Source organism: Thaumasiovibrio clandestinus, from assembly GCF_047250365.1.
Classification (GTDB): domain Bacteria; phylum Pseudomonadota; class Gammaproteobacteria; order Enterobacterales; family Vibrionaceae; genus Thaumasiovibrio.
In genome coordinates this window covers 175,434-197,987 of record NZ_JBLBVL010000002.1, presented here as the reverse complement: position 1 = coordinate 197,987, position 22,554 = coordinate 175,434, and the positions used below count along the sequence as shown (strand labels likewise).

Annotated in this window: 22 protein-coding genes; 16 read left to right on the top strand and 6 right to left on the bottom strand. The window is 46.9% G+C overall.

All coding sequences use genetic code 11. The annotated features are described in order from the left end of the window. Nucleotides 1-4 precede the first annotated feature (4 nt). Nucleotides 5-523 carry an S-ribosylhomocysteine lyase gene (gene luxS, locus ACKLNH_RS03910; RefSeq protein WP_413110941.1) on the top strand — a complete coding sequence of 173 codons (519 nt, stop codon included), beginning with the start codon at nucleotides 5-7 and terminating at the stop codon, nucleotides 521-523. A gap of 122 nt (nucleotides 524-645) precedes the next feature. Here luxS and ACKLNH_RS03905 read toward each other — a convergent pair whose 3' ends face one another. Both ACKLNH_RS03905 and ACKLNH_RS03900 read right to left on the bottom strand, forming a co-directional pair. Next, complete coding sequence (locus ACKLNH_RS03905; protein ID WP_413110940.1) at nucleotides 646-1,926, bottom strand: CNNM domain-containing protein; 1,281 nt, start codon at nucleotides 1,924-1,926, stop codon at nucleotides 646-648. A 78-nt stretch (nucleotides 1,927-2,004) separates the two neighbouring features. Next, nucleotides 2,005-2,802, bottom strand: coding sequence for a cytochrome C assembly family protein (locus ACKLNH_RS03900; protein ID WP_413110939.1), 798 nt, complete (start codon nucleotides 2,800-2,802; stop codon nucleotides 2,005-2,007). Between the two features lie 146 nt (nucleotides 2,803-2,948). Here ACKLNH_RS03900 and ffh point away from each other — a divergent pair, with 146 nt between their 5' ends. The 5 genes from ffh to rplS all read left to right on the top strand — a co-directional run bounded on the left by ffh (nucleotide 2,949) and on the right by rplS (nucleotide 6,423). Next, nucleotides 2,949-4,316 (top strand): signal recognition particle protein, encoded by a 1,368-nt coding sequence (gene ffh, locus ACKLNH_RS03895; protein ID WP_413110938.1) that lies wholly within the window; start codon nucleotides 2,949-2,951, stop codon nucleotides 4,314-4,316. Between the two features lie 155 nt (nucleotides 4,317-4,471). Continuing rightward, nucleotides 4,472-4,717, top strand: a complete 246-nt coding sequence (gene rpsP / locus ACKLNH_RS03890) for a 30S ribosomal protein S16 (RefSeq protein WP_413110937.1) — start codon at nucleotides 4,472-4,474, stop codon at nucleotides 4,715-4,717. A gap of 20 nt (nucleotides 4,718-4,737) precedes the next feature. Then, nucleotides 4,738-5,265, top strand: a complete 528-nt coding sequence (gene rimM, locus ACKLNH_RS03885; protein WP_413110936.1) for a ribosome maturation factor RimM — start codon at nucleotides 4,738-4,740, stop codon at nucleotides 5,263-5,265. Between the two features lie 24 nt (nucleotides 5,266-5,289). Further along, a complete protein-coding gene (gene trmD, locus ACKLNH_RS03880) occupies nucleotides 5,290-6,045 on the top strand; it encodes a tRNA (guanosine(37)-N1)-methyltransferase TrmD (protein WP_413110935.1) in 756 nt (251 codons plus the stop codon). Between the two features lie 27 nt (nucleotides 6,046-6,072). Further along, the gene (gene rplS, locus ACKLNH_RS03875; RefSeq protein WP_413110934.1) at nucleotides 6,073-6,423 is read left to right on the top strand and encodes a 50S ribosomal protein L19; all 351 of its coding nucleotides are present in this window, start codon (nucleotides 6,073-6,075) and stop codon (nucleotides 6,421-6,423) included. A gap of 206 nt (nucleotides 6,424-6,629) precedes the next feature. Here rplS and ACKLNH_RS03870 read toward each other — a convergent pair whose 3' ends face one another. Then, nucleotides 6,630-7,220, bottom strand: a complete 591-nt coding sequence (locus ACKLNH_RS03870; protein WP_413110933.1) for an acetate uptake transporter — start codon at nucleotides 7,218-7,220, stop codon at nucleotides 6,630-6,632. 323 nt (nucleotides 7,221-7,543) lie between these two features. On the opposite strand from ACKLNH_RS03870, the gene ACKLNH_RS03865 reads away from it, so the two are divergent. After that, the gene (locus ACKLNH_RS03865; RefSeq protein WP_413110932.1) at nucleotides 7,544-8,011 is read left to right on the top strand and encodes a flavodoxin; all 468 of its coding nucleotides are present in this window, start codon (nucleotides 7,544-7,546) and stop codon (nucleotides 8,009-8,011) included. Between the two features lie 179 nt (nucleotides 8,012-8,190). Here ACKLNH_RS03865 and ACKLNH_RS03860 read toward each other — a convergent pair whose 3' ends face one another. The 3 genes from ACKLNH_RS03860 to map form a co-directional block, all read right to left on the bottom strand. Continuing rightward, entirely contained in the window at nucleotides 8,191-8,571 is a 381-nt protein-coding gene (locus ACKLNH_RS03860) for a DUF3461 family protein (RefSeq protein WP_413110931.1), read from the bottom strand. 206 nt (nucleotides 8,572-8,777) lie between these two features. Next, nucleotides 8,778-11,396, bottom strand: a complete 2,619-nt coding sequence (gene glnD, locus ACKLNH_RS03855) for a bifunctional uridylyltransferase/uridylyl-removing protein GlnD (protein WP_413110930.1) — start codon at nucleotides 11,394-11,396, stop codon at nucleotides 8,778-8,780. Between the two features lie 59 nt (nucleotides 11,397-11,455). Beyond that, the gene (gene map, locus ACKLNH_RS03850) at nucleotides 11,456-12,301 is read right to left on the bottom strand and encodes a type I methionyl aminopeptidase (protein WP_413110929.1); all 846 of its coding nucleotides are present in this window, start codon (nucleotides 12,299-12,301) and stop codon (nucleotides 11,456-11,458) included. A gap of 290 nt (nucleotides 12,302-12,591) precedes the next feature. Here map and rpsB point away from each other — a divergent pair, with 290 nt between their 5' ends. The 9 genes from rpsB (at nucleotide 12,592) to bamA (ending at nucleotide 22,541) form a co-directional block, all read left to right on the top strand. Beyond that, on the top strand, nucleotides 12,592-13,323 hold the full coding sequence (gene rpsB / locus ACKLNH_RS03845) for a 30S ribosomal protein S2 (protein WP_413110928.1): 732 nt from the start codon (nucleotides 12,592-12,594) through the stop codon (nucleotides 13,321-13,323). Nucleotides 13,324-13,444: 121 nt separating this feature from the next. Continuing rightward, nucleotides 13,445-14,290: a translation elongation factor Ts gene (tsf, locus tag ACKLNH_RS03840; protein ID WP_413110927.1), complete on the top strand. Its 846-nt coding sequence runs from the start codon at nucleotides 13,445-13,447 to the stop codon at nucleotides 14,288-14,290. Nucleotides 14,291-14,383: 93 nt separating this feature from the next. Beyond that, nucleotides 14,384-15,112, top strand: coding sequence for a UMP kinase (gene pyrH, locus ACKLNH_RS03835; protein WP_413110926.1), 729 nt, complete (start codon nucleotides 14,384-14,386; stop codon nucleotides 15,110-15,112). Nucleotides 15,113-15,160: 48 nt separating this feature from the next. Continuing rightward, complete coding sequence (gene frr, locus ACKLNH_RS03830; protein ID WP_413110925.1) at nucleotides 15,161-15,718, top strand: ribosome recycling factor; 558 nt, start codon at nucleotides 15,161-15,163, stop codon at nucleotides 15,716-15,718. 81 nt (nucleotides 15,719-15,799) lie between these two features. After that, on the top strand, nucleotides 15,800-16,561 hold the full coding sequence (gene uppS / locus ACKLNH_RS03825; RefSeq protein ID WP_413110924.1) for an undecaprenyl pyrophosphate synthase: 762 nt from the start codon (nucleotides 15,800-15,802) through the stop codon (nucleotides 16,559-16,561). A 28-nt stretch (nucleotides 16,562-16,589) separates the two neighbouring features. Then, a complete protein-coding gene (locus tag ACKLNH_RS03820) occupies nucleotides 16,590-17,435 on the top strand; it encodes a phosphatidate cytidylyltransferase (RefSeq protein WP_413111259.1) in 846 nt (281 codons plus the stop codon). A gap of 47 nt (nucleotides 17,436-17,482) precedes the next feature. Further along, nucleotides 17,483-18,682: a 1-deoxy-D-xylulose-5-phosphate reductoisomerase gene (ispC, locus tag ACKLNH_RS03815; protein WP_413110923.1), complete on the top strand. Its 1,200-nt coding sequence runs from the start codon at nucleotides 17,483-17,485 to the stop codon at nucleotides 18,680-18,682. After that, nucleotides 18,676-20,031 (top strand): sigma E protease regulator RseP, encoded by a 1,356-nt coding sequence (gene rseP, locus ACKLNH_RS03810; RefSeq protein ID WP_413110922.1) that lies wholly within the window; start codon nucleotides 18,676-18,678, stop codon nucleotides 20,029-20,031. Before ispC ends, rseP begins: the two co-directional genes overlap by 7 nt. Before the next feature lie 62 nt (nucleotides 20,032-20,093). Then, a complete protein-coding gene (gene bamA, locus ACKLNH_RS03805; protein WP_413110921.1) occupies nucleotides 20,094-22,541 on the top strand; it encodes an outer membrane protein assembly factor BamA in 2,448 nt (815 codons plus the stop codon). Nucleotides 22,542-22,554: the final 13 nt, after the last annotated feature.

Genomic DNA, 22,554 nt, shown 5'->3' with positions numbered 1-22,554 from the left:
TACTATGCCATTACTGGACAGCTTTACTGTCGATCATACCCGTATGGATGCCCCGGCAGTGCGGATTGCAAAAACCATGCAGACCCCTAAGGGCGATACCATCACCGTCTTTGATCTGCGTTTTTGTCAACCCAATGCCGATATTTTGTCAGAGAAAGGTATACACACCTTAGAGCATCTATACGCGGGCTTTATGCGTGACCATTTGAACTCAGATCAAATTGAGATTATTGATATTTCGCCGATGGGTTGCCGTACAGGATTTTACATGAGCTTGATCGGCACCCCAGATGAGGGGGTTGTGGCAAGCGCATGGCGTGCAGCGATGCAAGATGTGCTTAATGTGGCATCGCAAAATGACATCCCCGAGCTTAACGAGTACCAGTGTGGTACGGCTGCCATGCATTCGTTAGCGGAAGCACAGCAGATAGCTCAAGCAGTGCTTGAGCGAGGGATTAGTGTGAATAGCAATGATGAACTCGCCCTACCTGAAAGTAAGCTCAATCAGTTAAACGCAAAGTAGTATGGTGAATGGAATGAATAACTTGCGGTTATTCATTCCATAGTTACACCATTTTGACGTTACATCATGTTGAAGTGTCACGAGGTTTAAGCATCGCCAGGCTAAAGTATCGCGACACTAGCCTAACCGGTTTTTTTAAGTGCGGGCTCCGGAAAGACACGCACCTGCTTGATCATATTCTCTGAGACTTCAATGATCTCCATCTGATGGCCGCCCACAGCAACACTCAGCTGGCTTTCTGGGATATCTTCCAGATGCTCCAGCAGTAAGCCATTCAGCGTGCGCGGCCCATCGGTAGGTAAGTGCCAGTTTAAGCCCTTATTTAAGTCGCGAATATTGGCGCTGCCCTCAATTAAAAAACTGCCATCAGACAGGGGAGAGATCTCTTCAGCTAAGCTCGGCTGCATTGAGGTGGTAAACTCGCCGACGATCTCTTCGAGGATATCTTCCATGGTGATTAAGCCTTTAATATCGCCGTACTCATCGACAATCAGGCCAACCCGTTCTTTATTACGTTGAAATTTTAGCAACTGGGTGTTGAGCGGCGTACCTTCAGGAATAAAATAGACCTCGTCTGCCGCACGAAGGAGGTTTTCTTTGTTAAATTTTTTCTTTTCCATCATAAGACGATAGGCTTCGCGGACGCGCAGCATTCCGACCACTTCATCGATTTGATCGCGGTATAAAACGATACGCCCGTGCGCGGAGTGGGTTAGCTGGCGAACAATTGACTTCCAGTCTGCATTGATATCGATGGCGGCCACTTCATTGCGTGGCACCATAATATCTTCCACGGTGACGGTTTCCAGATCTAGGATGGAGATCAGCATATCTTGGTGGCGACGAGGAATGAGCCCGCCAGCTTCATTAACGATGGTGCGTAGCTCTTCAGAGCTAAGGTGTTCACTGTCGCTACTTTCAACCCGCAGTCCAATGCAACGTAAAAAGGTGTTGGTGATCCCATTAACTAGCCATACTAAGGGGTACAAGACACGCATTAATATCCGTAGCAGTATGCTGCTGGCATAAGAGACCCGCTCAGGGTAGAGCGAGGCCAGCGTTTTTGGGGTCACTTCGGCAAACACCAGAATCACCATAGTGAGTGCACCAGTGGCAATAGCGACACCGATATCACCAAATAGGCGCATACCAAGAATAGTCGCAATCGCTGAAGCGAGGATGTTCACCAGGTTATTGCCGATGAGGATCAAACCAATGAGTCTATCTGGGCGAGAGAGAAGCTTCTCGACCCGTTTAGCACCTTTGTGACCGTGGTTGGCAAGATGGCGCAGCTTATAGCGATTAAGCGACATCATGCCGGTTTCAGAACCGGAAAAATAGCCGGAAATGACGATAAGTAATATCAATAGGGAAAAGAGTATCCCCGTGGATATGTCGTCCAAGACGTTGTCCTTTGGTTACGTGTCTAAAGTTACTTTTTACCGACTTAAGTGAAATAGTCAATTACTGATTTGTCTAAATTAAAGGCCGATAATGAATTCTCTGACGAATCGACTGCCAAAATAGGCGAGTGAAAGCAAGAAGGCACCGATAATACTGAACCAGATCACCCGCCGACCGCGCCAGCCTCGTTGATAGTGTCCCCACAACAGTGCGGTGTATATCACCCATGCTGACATTGATAGTATTGCTTTGTGAGCTTTGCCTTCAGTAAACATATCCCCAACAAACCAGAAACCAGTGAAGAGTGTGGCGGTGAGGAGTAGGTTACCAATTAAAATGATCTTGAAAAGTTGCCGTTCGACCGCCATTAAGGGAGGAAGGTTTGGGTTGAGACTCAGCTTCTTTTTGTTGCGAAGCTTGTTATCAAGATAGGCCAGTTGTACGGCATATAAACAGGCGATCATGAGTGTGGCGTAAGCAAACAAGGCGAGAGAAATATGCAGCAAGATGGTTAAGTGTGCTTCTAAATGGGTAATGAAGGCACTGGGCAGAAGAGTGGATGCACATAAATTAATGGCGGCAAAGCTATACACAACGGGTAAGAGAAACCAGACTCGATGGCGTATACTGGCCAAGGTTGCGATAGCAGAAATGATGAAGCTGATTAGCGAAGCCACGTTAAGTAAGCTTAAATTTTGCCCCTCTTCGGCCAAAATAAGGTCCTTGAGCAGAAAGAGGTGCAGCAGCAAGGCTAAGGCGGCAAAGAGATGGACGCGACGGGCTGGAATCTGCTCGTTATGACTAAGGCCTGGCATTACCTGAGTCAAGGCAAGGGCATAGCTGCTTGCTGCTAGTAGAGCCAGTATCATTTCCATAGTATTATTTTAAAAAATAGTTAGATAGATCAATAAGTATACAGGGTGTCAGCGAGAGTTGCCATCTGTAGATACCCGCCACAGAAGGAATCAGGTATACTGTGCAATAATTTGCCTTTTTGATCGCGTACTGAGCGAGTTTTATCATGTTTGAGAATTTATCTGATCGACTGTCGCGCACGCTAAAAACCATTAGTGGGCGTGGTCGTCTGACTGACGACAATATAAAAGACACCATGCGCGAAGTGCGTATGGCACTGTTGGAAGCTGACGTAGCCCTGCCTGTTGTGCGTGACTTCGTCAAGCGTGTTAAAGAGCGTGCAGTTGGCACCGAAGTCTCTAAAAGTCTAACGCCGGGGCAGGAGTTCATTAAGATAGTTCAAGCTGAGCTTGAAGCTGTCATGGGCGCCTCGAATGAAGCGTTGGACTTAGCGTCGCAGCCGCCAGCGGTTATTTTAATGGCGGGTTTGCAAGGTGCGGGTAAAACCACCAGTGTGGGTAAGCTAGGTAAGCTACTTAAAGAAAAGCACAAAAAGAAAGTGCTGGTCGTCTCTGCTGACGTATACCGCCCTGCTGCGATTAAACAGTTGGAAACCTTAGCTGGTGAAGTTGATGTCGACTTTTTCCCGTCTAGCGCCGATCAAAAGCCGATTGATATTGCCACAGCTGCGCTTGCCCATGCCAAGTTAAAATTCTTTGATGCCGTGATTGTCGATACGGCTGGCCGTTTAGCGGTTGATGAAGAGATGATGGCTGAGATCAAGCAGGTTCATGCGGCGATTAACCCGGTTGAAACCCTGTTTGTTGTTGACGCGATGACGGGTCAAGATGCCGCGAATACTGCAAAAGCCTTTAATGATGCGCTGCCGTTGACCGGGGTTATCTTAACTAAAGTTGATGGTGATGCGCGAGGCGGTGCCGCGTTGTCGGTACGTCATATTACCGGTAAGCCAATTAAATTCTTGGGTGTGGGGGAGAAAACCGACGCACTCGAACCGTTCCACCCAGATCGTGTTGCATCACGTATCTTGGGGATGGGTGATGTCCTGTCGTTGATTGAAGATCTCGAGCGCAATGTCGACAAAGACAAAGCCTTGCAGATGGCGAAGAAGTTCAAAGAGAAGAAAGGCTTTGATCTAGAAGACTTTCGCGATCAGTTGCAACAGATGAAAAACATGGGCGGCATGATGGGGATGATGGATAAGTTGCCCGGCATGTCCAATCTACCTGCCAACCTAAAAGATCAAGTTGATGACAAGATGTTTAATCAACAAGAGGCGATCATTAATTCCATGACGCCGAAAGAGCGTCAGCGCCCTGATTTGATTAAAGGTTCGCGTAAGAAACGCATCGCAGCAGGTTCAGGCACACAAGTACAAGATGTGAATAAGCTGTTGAAACAGTTTACCCAGATGCAAAAAATGATGAAGAAAATGCAGAAGGGCGGCATGCGCAACATGATGCGAAACATGCAGGGAATGATGCCAGGCGGTGGTATGTTCCCTGGCCGATAAGCGATTTATCTCCTTGTGGGCAAAGGCATTGGCGAAAAATTGGTTAAAGCAGTTGCAATCACGTGGATAAAGAGTAAAATTCCCGAGCTTAATTTGGCACGGACCCCGTTTTAACTGGCGGGGTCATTTATTTTCAGTAATGCAAAGAGGACGATATGGTAACCATTCGTTTGGCACGTCACGGTGCGAAAAAACGCCCATTTTATCAAATCGTTGTAGCTGACTCACGTTTCAAGCGTGACGGTCGCTTCATCGAGAAAATTGGTTTCTTCAACCCACTGGCGAAAGGCCAGGAAGAGCGTCTACGTCTAGACCTAGACCGCGTTAACCATTGGGTTGGCGAAGGTGCTACGGTTTCTGACCGTGCAGCTAAACTAATCAAAGACGCTTCAAAAGCATAATTGATTGGTTGATGGGAAATATGAGCAAGCAAGAACTTGTTGTAGTCGGCAAGCTAGGTGCCACGTATGGTATCCGCGGCTGGCTCAAAATTTTCTCTTTTACAGAAGAAGCCGAAAACATTTTCAGCTATGCACCTTGGTCTATTCGTGTCCAGGGTGAGTGGAAAACGTTTTCTGTTGAAAGCTGGAAACGTCACAGCAAAGGCTGGGTAGTAAAGCTAGAAGGGTTGAATATCCGCGAGGAAGCTCAACAATTCACAAATGCTGAAATTGCCGTTCCTGCTGATGCATTGCCCGCCCTGTCGGATGAAGAATTCTATTGGCGCGAGCTGTTTGGTATGTCTGTGGTAACCACACAAGGTTACGATTTGGGTAAAGTCATTGACGTGCTCGAAACAGGCTCCAACGATGTGTTAGTGGTGAAAGCTAATCTGAAAGACGCTTTTGGCCAGAAGGAACGCTTAATCCCGTTCCTCGATGAGCAGGTCATCAAGGTGATTGATCGCACTGCTCAACGGATCGAAGTTGACTGGGATCCTGGATTTTAACCCTGGTAAATTAGGAACGAACAAATGAAGGTTGGCGTAGTAAGCCTGTTTCCGGACATGTTCGAGGCCATTACCAATTTTGGGGTAACGGGCCAGGCGGTAAAAAAAGGCCTATTGTCGTTGGATACATGGAATCCTCGTGATTTCACCCATGACAAACACCGTACGGTTGATGATAAACCTTATGGTGGCGGACCTGGGATGCTGATGATGGTGCAGCCACTGCGCGATGCCATTCATGCAGCAAAACAGCAAGTAGGCACAACGGCGAAGGTGATCTACCTTTCCCCTCAAGGCAGAAAGCTTGATCAAGCAGGCGTTGAGGCATTGGCAACTAACGAGAATCTAATTCTAGTTTGTGGCCGTTATGAAGGGATAGATGAGCGCATTATTCAACAAGAGATTGACGAAGAGTGGTCGATTGGGGATTTTGTGCTGACAGGCGGTGAGTTGCCTGCCATGACATTGATTGACGCGGTGGTGCGTTTTGTACCCGGCGTGTTAGGTGACATGGCATCTGCAGAAGAGGACTCTTTTGCAAATGGGCTATTAGATCATCCGCACTACACCCGTCCTGAGTCTCTCGATGGTGATACTGCTCCGGCAGTTTTGTTATCAGGGAATCATAAGGACATTAGCCGCTGGCGATTGAAACAATCGTTGGGCCGCACTTGGTTACGAAGACCAGAGCTCCTGGAAAACCTAGCTCTGACTGACGATCAGGAATTATTGCTCGGCGAATTTATTCGCGAACATCGAGTAGATAATCAATTTAACTAGTATCAGTTTATTCTAGGGTATAGAACAATGAGCAACATCATTAAGCAGCTCGAAGATGAGCAACTAAAACAAGACATTCCTGCTTTTGCACCTGGTGACACTGTTGTCGTTCAGGTTAAAGTAAAAGAAGGTGACCGTGAGCGTCTACAGGCGTTCGAAGGTGTGGTTATCGCTAAGCGTAACCGTGGCCTGCACTCTGCATTCACTGTTCGTAAGATCTCGAACGGCGAAGGTGTAGAGCGTGCATTCCAAACTCACTCACCAATGGTTGACAGCATTACTGTTAAGCGTCGTGGTGCAGTTCGTCGTGCCAAACTGTACTACCTACGTGAGCGTTCTGGTAAATCAGCGCGTATCCGTGAGAAGCTTTCTAAGTAATCGTTTTACGATTATAAAGCTTGAAGAACCCGTCTCATTTGAGGCGGGTTTTTTTATGCCCCGCGTTTATGCTGAGTGTTTTTTCTTTATTGAGGTGTTTAGGTGCATTGCTTTACGGCATTGTATTGTTTAGGCGCTATTGCGGGAACAAAGCGTTGACGGCTCTAGCCTAGTGGCCAGAGCGTACGGAGTAAAAGCTGAATGTATTAAGCGCTGACCTGTGTCATTTCTGCTTGGCGTGGCTTATCACCGATCGGCAGTACGGTGCGGCCATACTCGTTATTGATCACTTGCGCCATGGCAAAATAGATCGCACTCGCACCACAGATGATCCCTTCAAACCCTGCAATCGTGCCAATCAACTCACTACCCGTAAAGTCTCGTGCAGCGAGTAGGAAGAAGAGAAGCGTTAGCGAGCCAAAAACAAATTGTTTTGCTTTTGGATAGCAGAGCGAGCCGACGAACATAAAGCCGGTAAAAATGCCCCACAGTAGTAAGTACCAACCCATAAAGTGATGAGGACTTGGTGGTAGGCCCATGTACGGCATGACCAAAATGCCGACCAATGTCAGCCAAAATAACCCATACGACGTAAATGCGGTGGTACCGAAGGTGTCACCACGCTTAAAGCACATCATGCCGACGATAACTTGGCCGATACCGCCATAAAAAATCCCCATCGCCAAAATCATTGAATCAATTGGGAAAAATCCAGCATTGTGAATATTCAGTAGAATGGTTGTCATCCCAAACCCCATTAATCCAAGAGGGGCTGGGTTGGCTAGCTTTGTTGACATGCGTACAGTCCTAGTTTGTAGTTGTTAGTAACGTAATGTATCAAAATGATTGATATGTAAGGAAGTGTTGCAGGGTAGATGAAGAATAGCGAGAGCGCAAGCGTTGTTTTGAATATCTATAATTGCGTTATTAGCGCGTCTTTTCTATGACGATTATGAATAGATACAATCGCTTGAGAGAGGGTAAAAGAAAACCAACCATGTGGCTGGTTTTTTTGTATGTACAGAAAAGTAAACGTAGAAAAGGCTGCGTATTTTCATGGGCTTACTTGATTTATTGCCAATATCGGCCACGCTTAGGGGGGATAGTTAAGGAGTCAACCATGGCAAAGATAGGGATATTTGTTGGCACGGTATACGGTGCCGCACAAGGTTTAGCGCAGGAGTTTGAAGCGCAACTCGCGCAAGAGGGGCATGATGTCTGCGTGTATGACTCAACCCCTCAGTACGATGAATTTATGCTCTACCAGCATGACGTGGCGCTTATCGTGACATCTACCACAGGGCAAGGCGAACTACCGGGCGAGCTCGTGCCGCTATACGAGGGGTTGCGTGCGCAGTTTCCTATCTTAACCTCGATGCACTACGCCATTGCGGCGTTAGGGGACTCTAGCTATGGCGAAGAGCGTTATTGCGGTGGTGGCCGTCAGTTTGATGCCCTATTACTTGAGTTAAGTGCAACGCCATTGTGTGAGCGGGTAGATATTGATGCCTGTGAAACCTTTGATCCAGAAGAAGCAGGGTTGCCTTGGTTACAACAGGTTATCGCGCAGCTAAAGGTGCTGAGCTAACTCAGCGCAGTGAGCGGCTGTACAGCTTAAAGGGCTTTGGGGTTAGGGTGTGCCTAAAGCATTATAAGCTGCACGATACAGTTAACCTATTGATAGATAAAGTTTAAATGATTATGCATTTTAACCTGTACAGCTTGTAGCGCTTTAGGAACATGGGTATCCCAAAGCACTTCCCCGCATTAAGGCAGCTTTTCTAACTCTTGTTCTATTTCTCTAATCTTGGCGGTGACCACTTTTTCTAAATGGTGCAGATCGGCGAGTACTTTCTTCTTAATGTCGACCTCTTGTTGAACTTGCGTGGTAACGCTATTTAATTCATCGATAACCTTGGTGAGGGTGCGATTAATTTCTGTAACCTGTTTATACGGTTGATCTTGCTGATTCACTCGGATCGACTTGTGCTGACGTGGGAATTTAAACTTGACGCTTTTCGCGAATAACTCCCCCTTTTGGCGGTGAAAGTAGATCTTGAGAACATCGGAGTGCGCCTCTTGCCGGAGGCTAAAGTGCTCGATGCTACTCGGGTCTTTTACGCCGATGGAATGCAGTTGTGGGTACATAGGCCCTCCATGCTGGGATCGCTTAATGGTGAACGATAGGGTGTGTTACGCGCGAGGAATTCCCCTATTGTGCTCTTAATAACTTAGCAGGTGCTACTGAACTGAGGTGAGAGTTACATCACAACCCAGCGACAACATGGTGGTGGGAATGGGGTGGCACAAGCTGGAATGGCAATGCTGGAGGTTGACCCTCCAGCATTGCGTTATTAGCGTTGATTCAAGGACTCAATTTCTTGATAGAGCAGTGATTGCAACTCGCGTTGCTCTTGCTCATTGAGCGTGTCGCCATCGTTGGTAGTCAGCGTGAAGAAGTCTTCTGCCCGTTCACCGATAGTGGTAATTTTCGCGGCGTGTATGTTGAGCTGTAATTGTTCAAATACCCTGCTAACCGTGGCAAGCAAACCAGGCGAATCTAGTGCGACGAGCTCAACGAGGGTTTTTCTTTGACTGCGCTTTACAGGCAGAAAGGTGAGTTTGGTTTCAACGTCAAAATGTTGCAATTTACGTGAAGGGCGATGGCGTTGTGCGGTGGTTTTACCGGTGATGATTGCCTTGGTGAGTGACTCGATAATACGCGGGTGACGGTTGGCCGAGATCGATTTTCCATTAGGATCGAGTACCATAAAGGTATCCATCACATAGCCATCTTTGCTGGTCATAATCTGCGCATCGTGAATGCTAAGGTTCTTTTTATCCAGCTCGGTAACAATATTGGCAAACAGGCTAGGTTTATCTTTAGAGTAGACAAAGACCTCTGTTCCACCACGTGTTGCTTTACGACTGACCAATACCACTGGGGTGTCGGGATCGGTGTGGTCTAGCAAGTGTTTGCTATGCCAAGCGATCTGTTTATGGGTATGACGTAGAAAGTAATCGCTATTAAAACGTTGCCACAGGGTATCTATATTGCGAGGGGTTAAATTTTGTTTGCGCAGCAGTGCTGAAGCCATTTGCTGGTTGTGCTTTATTCTGTCTCTGACGTCTGGTGGGTTTTCTAGTCCGCGGCGCAATGTTTTTTGGGTTGAATAGTATAGCTCGGCAATCAGAGTGCGCTTCCAGCTGTTCCAGAGATCTTTATTGGTAGCACAGATATCTGCGACGGTTAAGCAGATCAAGTAGTCGAGATGCTCTTCATCACCCACTTCCTCTGCAAATTCGGCAATCACTTCAGGGTCATAAATATCCCGTCGTTGTGCGGTAACAGAGAGCAGCAGGTGATGGCGCACTAACCAAGCGACGAGTTTCGCCTCTGGGCGAGTTAATCCGTGCAAAATGCAAAAATGGTAAGCTTCTTGCTCGCCAATTTCACTATGATCGCCACCACGCCCTTTGCCGATATCATGGAAAATGCCAGCGAGTATTAAGACGTCCTTTTTAATCAGCCGAGGATAAATGTCACAGCAAATGGGGTGTCGTTCGCGGTAAGCGTCTTGCGAGAACTTATGCAAGTTTTTTACTAATCGCATGGTGTGCTCATCGACGGTATAGACATGGAAAAGGTCGAATTGCATCTGGCCAACAATTTGACTCCATTGCGGCAAGTAAGCGGCAAGCACGCCATGACGGTGCATTAAGCTAAATGCTTTATGTAGCGCGTTAGAATGGCGCACTAACGCCATAAACTTATCTCTTGCTGCTGGGATGTCGACCAAAAAACGATTCAGACGCCGTCGAGCCGTACGCAACTGGCGTAGGGTGGGGGCGCTGATCCCTTCTACTTCGGAGTGGCTAGCGATATGTAAAAACATATCTAAAATAGTTTCAGGTCGGGCTTGGAACAGAGCCGGCTTACGAGCCTGTATTAACGTGCCACAAATTTCGAAATCATCATCTAAGATGAAGCTTTTGCCTTCGCTTTCAGGCAGTAATATGGCTTGTTCGAATAGCTGTAAAAGCATTTTGTTGAGTTCAACCACACGCTGCAGGGTGCGATAGAAGTCCTTCATCATCCGTTCCACACCTTGATTGCCTTCGCCTGCGTATTGCAGGTGCTCGGCAACAGAGGCTTGGTGGCCAAAGGTGAGCCGATTATCATAACGACGTAGCTCAATATGCAATGCAAAACGGATACGCCATAGGTAGTCTTGGCATTCGGCCAGCTCACGAAATTCAGCGTCCGTTAGAAAACCGTATTTACTCATCTCTCGAAGGCTAGTGGCGCCGAAGTGGCGTCGTGCAATCCAACTGAGGGTATGAATATCGCGCAGACCACCAGGGGTCGACTTAATGTCGGGTTCTAAGTTGTAGGTGGTGTCATTGTAACGTGCGTGGCGTTGCAACTGCTCATCCACTTTAGCGCGATAAAACACGGGACTTGGCCAGAACGTGGGGCTATCGAAGTGAACAAGCAGTTGTTCGAACGTGGTTGCGTGGCCACACAAATGGCGTGACTCTTGCAAATTTGTCGCCACGGTAAGGTCGTCATCGGCAATTTGTTGGCATTCTGATAATGTGCGTACGCTGTGGCCAACGTCGAGCTTTAGATCCCACAGTAGGGTAAGCATGTCGCTGAGTGAGGCAGAAGTGGCTTCATCGAGCGGAGATTGGCTGAGAAATAATACATCCACATCGGATAGTGGATGCAGTTCCCCTCGTCCATAGCCTCCAACTGCAATCAGGGCGAGATCGGGGTGGGCATCAAGCTTAAATGCTTGCCACAGAGCGGTTAACAGAGCATCCATATAATGGCTACGTTCATGGACCAACCGTGTGACTTGGATACCGGAAAGGAAAGCGTGTGTCTGTTGCTCTGAAAACTGCTGTAATTGCGCTTTTATCGCTGACGTATCAATGGGGAAGCTAAAATTGAATGGTGTTTGTGTCATCGTTGCAAATCCCTGCAATAAAAAAGCCAGCGTAACGCTGGCTTATTTGCTGTTATCTGTTATGCCCCTTTTACATGGCGAGGTAAGTTCTCTTCTTTTCGTAGCGTAAGGACTTCACAGCCGGTATTGGTCACGAGAAGTGTGTGCTCCCACTGGGCTGATTTCTTGTTATCGACGGTATACACCGTCCAGCCATCCTCAGCATCGACATCACAGCCAAATTTACCGGCATTGATCATCGGCTCGATGGTAAAGCACATCCCGGCTTTTAGCACGGTACGATCACCATTTTTATAATGCACGATTTGTGGGTCTTCGTGGAATTTGGCCCCAATGCCGTGACCACAAAAGTCTTTTACAATTGACAGCTTCATACGTGGGTTATTTTTGTTCTGGGTTTTAATGAACTTCTCTATCGCTGTCCCTACCTCACCGAGTTTAAGGCCGGGTTTGATCTTTTTGATGGCAAGATAAAGGCTTTCTTGAGCAAGTCGCGACAGGCGCTTATCTTCGATAGAGACGTCACCCACTTCAAACATTTTTGAGGTGTCACCGTGGTAACCGTCCTTGATCACCGTGATATCGATGTTGACGATGTCGCCATCTTGCAACACGGCTGGCTTTTTACGAAAGCCATCAACAAGGCCGTCTTCAAGCGCAGGAATGCCGTGGCACACAACATGGTTGATTGAGGTGCAGATCGATTTTGGAAAACCGTGGTAGTTGAGCGGGGCAGGAATGGCGCCTTGCTCATTAACAATATAGTCATGACAAAGACGATCCAGCTCTTCGGTTGTTACTCCTGGCTGTACGTGTGGTGCAATCATCTCAAGCACGTCAGCGGCCAGTTTGCCGGCGATGCGCATTTTTTCGATTTCTTCGGCGGTTTTGATCGTAATTGTCATTCCAGTGTCTCAATGGGGTGATAGTGTTAAGTTAGCTTCTATGTTAGCAGCCACGAACGGCTGTGAAAACCAAGAATGGAAATTGCGGGTAAAAGACTGGTCATTGTGGGGTGTTTTATGGTATAAAGCGCGCCGTAGCCTTGCTAACTGATTCTTGTAATCGGTGTTTGGCTATAAACATATTATTTAATGACTCACACATATCGACACATTCTCCGGGGTGCCTTATGCCTAGCATAGGTCGGTAGGATGGGATATGTGGACGCCTAACCCCAATTGAGGATATTTCAATGGCAACTGTATCAATGCGCGACATGCTAAAAGCTGGTGTTCACTTCGGTCACCAGACCCGTTACTGGAACCCAAAAATGAAGCCTTTCATTTTCGGCGCTCGTAACAAAGTTCACATCATCAACCTAGAAAAAACTGTTCCAATGTTCAACGATGCGCTAGCTCAAATCGGCCGTATCGCAGAGCGTAAAGGTAAAGTTCTTTTCGTAGGTACTAAGCGCGCAGCCAGCGAATCAATCAAAGAAGCAGCGATCAGCTGTGACCAGTACTACGTAAACGCTCGTTGGTTGGGCGGTATGTTGACTAACTACAAAACTGTTCGCCAGTCAATCAAACGTCTAAAAGATCTGGAAGCTCAGTCTACTGACGGTACTTTTGACAAGCTGACTAAAAAAGAAGCGCTAATGCGTACCCGTGAAATGGAAAAACTTGAGAAGTCTCTTGGCGGTATCAAGAACATGGGTGGCCTACCAGACGCGATCTTCATCATCGATGCAGACCACGAGCACATCGCGGTTAAAGAAGCGAACAACCTGGGTATCCCAGTATTCGCAGTTGTTGATACTAACTCTAACCCAGACGGTGTTGACTACGTAGTTCCTGGTAACGATGACGCAATTCGCGCTATCCAACTTTACACTGGCGCTGTAGCCGCTGCTGTAGTTGAAGGTCGTAACCAAGACATCGTTGAGCAAGCTGAAGAAGACGGCTTCATCGCTGAAGCTGAATAAGACTACCAGCTCCAATTGAGCATTTTTGTCTACAATCGATAGACGAAAGAATGGTTATCAGGGGCCTCTTTTGGCCCCTGAATTTTACACCAAGATTGATATTCAAACAGAGGAATAGACCATGGCAACAGTTACCGCTGCCCTAGTTAAAGAACTGCGTGAACGTACTGGCGCAGGCATGATGGAATGTAAGAAAGCACTTGTTGAAGCAAATGCTGATATCGAGCTAGCAATCGAGAACATGCGCAAAAGCGGTGCCGCTAAAGCTGCTAAAAAAGCTGGCAACGTGGCTGCTGAAGGTACCATCCTAATTAAAGACGCTGACGGTGTTGCAGCACTTCTTGAAGTGAACTGCCAGACTGACTTCGTTGCAAAAGATTCTAACTTCCTAGCATTCGCTAACGAAGTTCTAGATGCAGCTCTAGCTGAGCGTCTAGACATCGCTGCTCTTCAAGCGAAATTTGAAGATGCGCGTATCGCTCTAGTTGCTAAAATCGGCGAGAACATCTCTATCCGTCGCGTTGAGTTCATCGAAGGCGAGAAAGTGGGTTCTTACCGTCACGGCGACCGTATCGGTGTTGTTGTTGCTGGTAACGCTGACGAAGAAACCATCAAGCACGTTGCTATGCACATTGCTGCATCTAAGCCTGAGTACGTTAACCCTGAAGATGTACCAGCTGACGTGGTAGAAAAAGAGAAAGCAATCCAAGTTGCTATCGCTGTTGAATCTGGCAAGCCTCAAGAGATTGCAGAGAAAATGGTTGTTGGCCGCATGAAGAAATTCACCGGTGAAGTTTCTCTAACTGGTCAAGCATTCATCATGGATCCTTCTAAAACTGTTGGTGCTTTCCTTAAAGAGAAAGGCGCAACTGTAACTAACTTCGTTCGTCTAGAAGTTGGTGAAGGTATCGAGAAAGCGCAAGAAATGAGCTTTGCTGAAGAAGTAGCAGCTGTACAGAAAGGTTAATCCTTTTTTTCGCTGTATACTGTTAAAGACCGTGGCTAAGGCTACGGTCTTTTTATGACATCCACACTCTCCCAAACACGGAAAGGTATAAGAATGACCACGAATCCTAAACCAACTTATCAACGAATTTTGCTAAAACTTAGCGGCGAAGCGCTGCAAGGTAAAGAGGGCTTTGGTATCGATGCACAAGTCCTCGATCGCATGGCTCAAGAAATCAAAGAGCTGATTGAGCTTGGCGTGCAAGTTGGCCTAGTTATTGGTGGCGGAAACTTATTCCGCGGTGCAGGTCTAGCAGAAGCTGGTATGAACCGTGTAGTAGGCGATCACATGGGTATGTTAGCGACAGTGATGAACGGTTTGGCGATGCGTGATTCATTGCATCGTGCCTATGTGAACGCTCGTGTGATGTCTGCAATTCCTTTAAACGGTGTGTGTGACAGCTACAACTGGGCTGAAGCGATTAGCTTGCTACGTCAGGGACGTGTTGTGATCTTCTCTGCGGGTACAGGTAATCCATTCTTTACTACAGACTCTGCAGCGTGCTTGCGCGGTATTGAAATTGAGGCTGACGTAGTATTGAAAGCAACAAAAGTTGATGGCGTGTTCACAGATGATCCGGTTAAAAACCCAGACGCAAAACTTTGTGATAAGCTGGGCTATCAGGACGTTCTTGAAAAAGAGCTGAAGGTGATGGATCTTGCTGCGTTTACTCTAGCGCGTGACCATAATATGCCTATCCGTGTATTCAATATGAATAAGCCGGGTGCACTGCGTCGCGTTGTAATGGGTGAGCAGGAAGGCACTCTGATCTCTAACGATTAATAGCGCTTTTTAGCAAATGCCTGAAAAGTGATTTAAAAGGTACAGACTGTGATCAACGAAATTAAACAAGATGCGCAACAGCGCATGGAAAAAAGTGTCGAAGCACTTAAGAATACCCTAGCAAAAATCCGTACTGGCCGTGCTCACCCAAGTTTGTTGGATAGCATCCAAGTGGAATACTATGGTGCAAACACGCCACTTAAGCAATTGGGTAACATCATTGCTGAAGATGCGCGTACGCTAGCAATTACCGTATTCGATAAAGAACTGACGCCAAAAGTTGAAAAAGCAATCATGGCATCAGATCTTGGTCTAAACCCAATGTCAGCAGGAACCGTTATTCGTGTTCCATTGCCAGCACTAACTGAAGAGCGTCGTCGCGATTTAGTTAAAATCGTTCGTGGTGAAGTTGAGCAAGGCCGTGTTGCCGTGCGTAACATTCGTCGTGATGCGAATGCTGACATTAAAGGTCTACTGAAAGACAAAGAAATTTCAGAAGATGATGATCGTCGTGCACAGGACGAAATTCAGAAAATTACCGACGCAGCTATCAAATCTATGGATGAAGTACTTGCTGGTAAAGAAAAAGAGTTGATGGAAGTCTGATTTCAGATAGACTCTACTGCTTTAAGTGGGGCGCTGTGCTGTGTGTCTGCACAGCGCTTTTTTATTTGGCTAGGGAAAGATATGACAGAGTCTCCATTGGCAGCAACGTTTTCGGTTGAAACCTTACCTGCGCACATCGCTGTGATAATGGATGGGAATGGACGTTGGGCGAAAGCTCGAGGGAAAGCCAGAGTATTCGGTCACAAAGCTGGCGTGGACGCGGTGCGAAAAACCGTTGCTGAAGCCAGTGAATTAGGTATAAAAGCACTATCTCTGTTCGCTTTTAGTAGTGAAAACTGGCGCCGACCAGAGGATGAGGTCAGTGTGTTGATGGAGCTTTTTGTCACGGTGTTGAGCCGTGAGGTAAAGCGCCTTCATAAGAATAATATTCAGTTGCGAGTGGTAGGCGATACCAGCCGCTTTTCAACCAGATTACAAAACAAAATCGAGGAAGCCCAGTTACTGACCGCAAACAATAAAGGTATGGTGTTAAATATATGCGCCAACTATGGTGGTCAGTGGGATATAACTCAGGCAGTCAAGGTATTGGCACGTCAAGTTGAGTCGGGTGAGATCAAGGCAGAAGCGATAGATGAAGCGGCGATAGCTCAGCATCTAACGATGGCAGATCTTCCGAATGTTGACTTGATGATCCGCACTAGTGGCGAGTGTCGAATCAGTAACTTTATGTTATGGCAGGCTGCTTACGCTGAACTTTACTTTACTGAACAGTATTGGCCCGATTTTGATGAGCATGCTTTACATCAGGCGTTGTTGTGGTACATCAATCGAGAGCGTCGATTTGGCTGTACAGGCGAACAACTGCAGTCTAAGCATGTGTGATCAATAGATTTTACGAGGTTACAGTTTGCTGAAACAACGCGTTCTCACCGCTTTAATTCTGGCACCGTTAGTGGTGGCTGGAATTTTCTTTTTACCCTTTTCTGCTTTCATGTTGGCACTTTTTGCCTTAACGGTTGTTGGTTTTTGGGAGTGGAGCCAATTTACTCGCCCATCACACCGTGTCACAGAAACGATATTGATGAGCAGTGTTTTGCTGTTATCCGTATTGGTTGTGCCAACAGACCTTGATGCACTGCAGCGCATCGGCAGTGCCCATAAAGCCATTCTTGCTGTGGGTGCGGTATGGTGGCTATTTGCCTCTTGGTTAGTAATTACTTACCCCGCATCAAATCGCAAAGTTGCAGCAACAACAGCAATTAAGCAGTGCTATGGTCTATTAACCTTATTGCCTTTCTTTTGGTCAATGCTGATGTTGCGTGCTTATGACTATCACGTGGATAGCTATAATGGTGCACAACTGGTTATGTTGGTCTGCTTCCTCGTGTGGGCAGCCGACAGCGGTGCTTACTTTGCTGGTCGAGCATTTGGGCGGCGTAAAATGGCACCAGCTGTCAGCCCAAATAAAACCATGGAAGGGCTGTTTGGCGGCATTGTTGCTGCGATTATTGTAACAGGGTTGGTAGCAATGGCATTTGGCATCCCATTTAAAGGGCCATTTAGTCTCTTGGTGATTGCCATGATTACAGTGGTTATTTCTGTGATGGGCGATCTGGTCGAGAGCATGTTCAAACGTGTTTCTGGCATAAAAGACAGTGGACGTATTTTGCCAGGTCATGGCGGTATTCTAGACCGTATTGACAGCCTAACCGCGGCACTTCCTGTCTTTGCTTTGCTCTATTTGTGGTTGCTCTAATCAATACACGCCGCGCTCACAGCGCGCGGCGTTAATAAAGTGATAGTATGCGAAATCTCACCATATTAGGAGCAACCGGCTCCATCGGCACCAGCACCTTAAAGGTTGTCGAATGCAACCCAGATCAATTTAACGTTGTTGCCTTAGGGGCGGGACGTAATGTCAAATCGATGTTTGAATTGTGCTTACGCTGGCGGCCAAGGGTTGCGGCGATGGCGGACGAATTAGCGGCGGCAGAACTTCAGCGCTTAGTTAAAGAGCAACAGCTGCCAACGGAAGTATTAAGTGGCGATGAAGGATTATGTACCATCGCGTCGCTAACAGACGTTGATACGGTTATGGCGGCGATTGTTGGTGCTGCAGGTCTAGCGTCGACAATGGCCGCTGTCAAAGCCGGAAAACGAATTCTATTGGCCAATAAAGAAGCATTGGTCATGTCTGGACAGCTTTTTATTGATGCCGTAGATGCTTATGGTGCTGAGCTTCTCCCTGTAGACAGCGAACACAATGCGATTTTTCAATGTATGCCGACAGAGATCCAGCAACGTATGGGTCGTTGCGATCTTGACCGTGCGGGCATTAACCATATTTTATTGACGGGCTCTGGTGGACCTTTTCGTTATACCCCAGTAGAGGCGTTGAACAGTGTTACTCCAGCACAAGCCATCGCTCACCCAAACTGGTCGATGGGCCCGAAAATTTCAGTCGATTCTGCCACCATGATGAACAAGGGGTTGGAGTATATTGAGGCGAGGTGGCTTTTTAATGCCAGACGTGAACAGTTAAAAGTGATTGTTCATCCGCAATCAGTGATTCACTCAATGGTACAGTATGCTGATGGTTCAGTGTTAGCTCAGATGGGCGAGCCGGATATGGCGACCCCGATTGCTTGCGCGATGGCGTACCCGGAGCGTATTCCAGCCGGGGTAAAACCGCTTGATTTCGCTTCAATTGGTGAGTTTACATTCATGGCACCAGATATGACTCGTTATCCTTGTCTCGCATTAGCTATAGATGCTTGTTACAGTGGTCAGGCAGCGACAACGGCTTTAAATGCTGCGAATGAAGTAGCTGTTGAGGCATTTTTGGCAGGTCGTATTGGTTTTACCGCGATAGCGCGAACCAATCAAGCCGTATTGGACGCAATGAAGATGAGCGAACCAACCTGTATAGAAGCTATTATGGCGCTGGATCATACTGCACGGAGCAAGGCCAGAGCTCTGATTGAAAAGGGTAGAGTATGTTAGATTTAATCTGGAACATTGGCGCTTTTGTTATTGCACTGGGAATACTGATTGCCGTGCATGAATTTGGCCACTTTTGGGTGGCACGACGTTGTGGTGTTTTTGTTGAGCGTTTCTCAATCGGTTTTGGTAAATCGTTGTGGAAGCGAACAGATTCGCAGGGTACAGAATACAGTTTGGCGCTTATCCCGTTAGGGGGATACGTGAAAATGCTCGATGAGCGTGTCGAACCCGTTGCGGTGGAGCGTCGTCACCAAGCGTTTAATAATAAAAAGCTGTGGCAACGTAGTGCCATTGTCGCAGCCGGTCCCTTAGCGAATTTTGTTTTTGCCGTTTTTGCTTATTGGGCCATTTTTGTTATCGGTTTACCCACCATCAAGCCAGTGATTGGTGAGGTCGCACCGCAGTCTATTGCGGCTGAGGCAGGAATTACACCTGGAATGGAACTAAAGTCAGTTTCAGGTATCAAAACCGCAGATTGGGAATCGGTAACGTTAGGGATAGTCTCGCGTATTCGTGAAGATGAATTGCAGATGAATGTCTATTCACCGCAAACGAATCGCGAACAATCTATCGTATTAGATATTCGCTCGTGGCAATTTAACCCTGAGTTCGATAGTCCGATTGGAACCTTAGGGATTCAACCTTATCGACCAAAGATTTTGTTGGCGCTGGCTCAGGTTATCGGCGGTGGCGCTGCTGAGCAGGCAGGGTTGATCGCTGGCGATACATTATTGGCACTCAATGGAGAGCCAGTAACGCAGTGGACGCAGGTGGTAGAGACAATTCAGTCTAATCCCGACACGGCGGTTGAATTCTTGGTACAGCGTGGTGATGAGACACTTGCTATTGATGTCACACCATTTAGCCAAGAAGACCATAGTGGCGCTTTGATCGGTTACGCGGGAATAGCTCCTCAAACTGAACCTTGGCCTGAAGAGTACCTTATTGAGGTTCGCCATGACCCAATCACCGCCATAGGTAAATCAGTTGAGCGAACGTGGAATTTAGTCACGCTCACGTTTGATATGGTGAAAAAGCTAATTGTGGGAGACGTTGCGCTTAATAACTTAAGTGGACCGATTTCCATTGCAAAGGGTGCCGGAACAACGGCAGAGTATGGTTTAATTAGCTTTCTTGGTTTTTTAGCACTAATAAGTGTTAATCTCGGGATAGTTAACTTGTTACCACTACCAGTATTGGATGGTGGTCATCTGTTATTTTTTGCCATTGAAGCGATAACCCGTCGCCCGGTTTCGGAACGTATCCAGGAAGCAGGCTATCGTATTGGATCGGTGTTATTGATGGCACTAATGGCAATTGCGTTATTTAACGATTTTACCCGTCTGTAAGTTGGCTATTGTTCACACTAGCCTGACAGAGTAAGACCTAACAAGGAATTATCATAACTACAATGGCAATGAAAAAACTGCTAATCGCATCTCTGCTGTTTGGCAGCAGCATTACAGCATATGGTGCAGAACCATTTGTCGTCGAAGATATTCGCTTCGAAGGACTGCAACGGGTAACGTTAGGGGCTGCATTATTGCAGATCCCCGTTCGCATTGGTGATCAAGTTGAAGATCAAGATGCGGCTGAGATTATCCGTCGTCTGTTTGACTCCGGTAACTATGAGGATGTTAAGGTCCTGCGTGATGGCGGACAACTGATTGTTCGTGTGAAAGAGCGCCCAACAATTGCGAGTATCAGTTTCTCGGGCAACAGCACGATGAAAGACGAGCAGCTGAGTGAAAACTTGAGTGCGTCGAGTATTCGAGTGGGAGAAGCGCTGGATCGCACCACTCTGAATGAAATTGAGAAAGCACTCGAAGATTTTTACTACTCCGTAGGAAAGTACAGTGCCAGTGTGCAGGCAGTTGTCACCCCATTGCCGCGTAATCGAGCTGATTTGCGCTTTGTTTTCACCGAGGGTGTGTCTGCGAAAATTGAGCAGATTAACTTTATTGGAAACTCGGTGTTTTCTGACGAAGAACTCGCTAAAAGCTTCAGCTTGCGCTCAGATATCCCATGGTGGAACTTTTTTGCCAATGATCAATATCAGAAGCAGGCATTGGCTGGTGATATTGAAAAGCTGCGTACCCGCTACCTGAATGAAGGCTACCTTAAGTTCCGTGTCGAATCGACCAATGTGTCAATATCACCGGACAAGAAAGGCGTTTATATCACCCTGAAAGTTGATGAAGGGCTTCCTTATACAATTAATTCGGTGAGCTATCGTAGTGCTGATGCCAGTGGTGGTCACCATTTCGCAGCATTGGCTGATTTTGCGATAGGTGATACTTACAATGGTGCAAAAATCACACAACTGGAAGAGGCGATTAACCAGAAGCTTGCTGAGTCGGGTTATGCTTACCCTCAAGTGCAGACTTTCCCAGATTTTGATGATGAGAATCAGCATGTTGATTTGGTCGTGAATATCGACCCAGGCCAACGTATGTATGTGCGTAACATTGAATTCAGTGGCAACACCTCGACGAAAGATGAAGTACTACGCCGAGAAATGCGTCAGATGGAAGGCAGCTGGCTTAATTCAGCATCCATCGAGCGAGGTCGAGAGCGACTTAACCGGACTGGCTTTTTTGAAAATGTTGATGTACGTACCAACCGTGTACCTGGTAGCGATGACTTGGTCGATGTTGAGTATGTAGTCCGAGAGGCTAATGCTGGTAATATCAACTTTGGTGTGGGCTATGGTACAGAATCAGGGGTAAGTTTTCAGGCTGGCATAGAGCAAGATAACTTTATGGGAACGGGAAACCGTTTCGGTATCAATGCCATGATGAATGATTATCAGAAAAACATCAGCTTAGAATACCGTAACCCATATTTCACCCTCGATGGTGTGAGTCTAGGTGGTAAGATTTACTACGATGAATTTGAAGCGTCAGATGCCAATATTGTCGATTATACCAACCAGAGTTATGGCGCGACCTTGACTTGGGGTTTTCCATTTGATGAGCTGAATTTCATTGAGTTTGGTGTTGGTTATACACACAACAAAATCTCAAACTTAGATGCTTATCTGCAGGTTGAACGTTTTCTTAAGGTGCAAGAGCCTAATATAGACCCTGAAGATAATAGCCTGAATGTAAACGATTTTGACTGGTCTATCTCATGGACACGAAATAACTTGAACCGTGGTTACTTCCCGACGGCAGGTAATTATCAGAGTGCTTACGTTAAAATGACGGTGCCTGGTTCGGATGTCCAGTTTTATAAATCACAATATGAAGTAAGACAGTATTTCCCTGTGACCCAAGGGCATGAGTTTAGTCTGCTGCTGCGTGGTCGTTTAGGGTATGGTAATGGCTATGGCAGTATCGATGGCAACGATCATTTATTGCCATTTTATGAAAACTTCTATGCTGGTGGTTTCAGCACACTGCGTGGCTTCCGTTCTAATACTGCAGGCCCGAAAGCGGTTTACGACGGCAACACAAACTGTGTCGGCGGCGATGGCAGTGTCATTGGTAGTAACCAGTGTTTAACCGGTACGGATAAATCGGTTGGTGGTAATGGTATGGCATTGGCCAGTGTTGAACTCTTCGTACCGACGCCATTTGCTTCTGATGAAGCACGTAACCAGCTTCGTACAAGCGTCTTCTTAGATGTCGCCTCTATTTGGGACACTGAGTTTGATTTGTCAGGTAAGAGTATCGGTAGTGGTGATAAGTACATCTATGATTACTCGGACCCAACAAATTTCCGCGCTTCTGTGGGTGCAGCCTTACAGTGGTGGTCACCAATGGGGCCATTGGTCTTCTCTTTGGCAACGCCACTCAAAAAGTATGAAGGCGATCGAGACGAAGTCTTTACATTTACAATTGGACGAACATTCTAATTCAATCCAGAGG